This is a genomic window from Mycobacterium sp. NAZ190054, from assembly GCF_001545925.1.
Lineage (GTDB): Bacteria > Actinomycetota > Actinomycetes > Mycobacteriales > Mycobacteriaceae > Mycobacterium.
This window is the reverse complement of the sequence record NZ_LMVQ01000421.1, coordinates 1-1,951: the sequence shown is the minus strand read 5'-3', so window position 1 is coordinate 1,951 and position 1,951 is coordinate 1. Positions and strand designations below refer to the sequence as shown.

At 69.0% G+C, this 1,951-nt stretch carries 1 protein-coding gene; it reads right to left on the bottom strand.

The window, feature by feature from the left end:
* Positions 1 to 66 precede the first annotated feature (66 nt).
* A partial coding sequence (locus ASJ79_RS23165; RefSeq protein ID WP_067960441.1) for a transglycosylase domain-containing protein occupies positions 67 to 1,951 on the bottom strand: 1,885 nt, incomplete at its 5' end.

Here is a 1,951-nt window from a genome sequence, read left to right as displayed (position 1 = left end):
CGTCGTCGAACCCGGCCAACGCCAGTGCGTCGAGCGCGAATTCGCCGCCCACGCCGTGCATCGGGGTCACCGCGATCCGGGCTGTTCCGGTGGTGCGCCGCACGGTGGCGGCGCGTTCGACGTAGGCTGGATCACGGTCTCCGACGGTGTCGGCGGCGCGGTCGTCCGTGGCGGCGGCGGGGCCTGCGGCACACCGGCGTAGCCGCCGATCTCCTCGGGCTTGGGGAACGACTCTTCGTCGGTGCCGTCGAGCGCACCGTCCATGGTCGCCTTCCAGATGTCCGACGGCAGACCGGAGCCGTACACCGGTGAGCCCCACTTGTTCTCCAGCGGTTTGGTGCCCTCGGTGGTGCCCACCCACACCGCGGTCGACAACGACGGGGTGAACCCGACCATCCATGCATCGCGGTTGGCGCCCGTGTCGCCGAGCTGGTTGGTGCCGGTCTTGGCGGCCGACGGACGGCCCCCGGCCAGCGCGTGGCCGTTCGAGTACGCCGCGATCGGCTGCATCGCAGCGGTCACGTTGTCGGCGACGGCCTTGTCGATGCGCTGCTCGCCCGCGTTGTCCTCCTGGGTGGCGTCGAACAGCACGGTGCCCTCGGCGTTGACCACCTTCTGCACGAAGTGCGGCTTGCGGTACACCCCGGACGCCGCGAGCGTGGCGTAGGCCGAGGCCATGTCGATGACGCGGGACTGGTACTGCCCCAGCACGATGCCGTTGTTGGGCGGTCCGCCCTGGCCGTCCTCGGAGAGGGTGTGCTCGACGCCGGGGAAGCTCTCGGCGATGCCGGCGGCGTGCGCGGCGTCGGCGACGTCCTGCGGGCCGTTCTCCAACTCCAGCATCAACCGGTAGTAGCTGGTGTTCAGCGACCGCTTCAACGCCTCGGCGATGTTGCAGGTGCCGCAGCTGTTGCCCTCGACGTTGGAGATCTCGATGCCGTCGACGGTCAGCGGTGAGCTGTCCACCTGGTAGCCCAGCCCCATCCCCTGCTGCAGCGCGGCGACCAACGCGAACACCTTGAACGACGAACCCGTCGGCAGCCCGGCCTGCGCGAAGTCGAACCCTGCCGCGTCCGAGCCGCCGTAGTAGGCCTTGACCCCGCCGGTCTTCGGATCGATCGACACCACCGCGGTGCGCATGTCGGGATCCTGCCCGTCCATGTACTCCTCGACCGCGTCGACCGCGGCGGCCTGCATCTGCGGGTCGATCGTCGTGGTGATCTGCAGGCCCTCGGTGTTCAGGGTCTGCTCGTTGATGTCGAAGATGCTCATCAACTCGTTGACCACCTGGCGCTCGATCAGGCCGTTGGGTCCGGTGGTCTGGTTCTGGTTGACCGCCTGGTCCGGCGGGATGGTCGGCGGGAACACCTGCGCGGCGCGGTCGTCGGGGGACAACGCGCCGATCTCGACCATGCCGTCGAGCACCCAGCTCCAGCGCACCGCGGACGCGTCCGGATCCACCGCCGGGTCGAGCACCGACGGCCGCTGGATCAGCGCGGCCAGCAGCGCACCCTCGGACACGTTGAGCGCTTCGACGGGCTTGCCGAAATAGGCCTGGGCGGCGGCCGCCACGCCGTAGGCGCCGCGACCGAAGTAGATGATGTTCAGGTACGACTGCAGCACCTGGTCCTTGGACCACTCGCTGGACATCTTCGTCGAGATCACCAGCTCCTTGGCCTTGCGGATGACACCGCCGAGGCCGGACCGGGCATCGCCGACGAGCGCGTTCTTCACGTACTGCTGCGTGATCGTCGAGCCGCCCTGCAGATCGCCGCCGAAGATGTTGTTCTTGGCCGCGCGCAGGAAGCCGGTCAACGAGAAGCCCGGGTTGGAGTAGAAGTCGCGGTCCTCGGCGGCCATCACCGCGTCGCGCACGTGCACCGGGATCTGGTCGATGTCGACGTCGACCCGGTTGCCCTCCGGCGGGACGATCTTGGCGATCTCGCTGCCG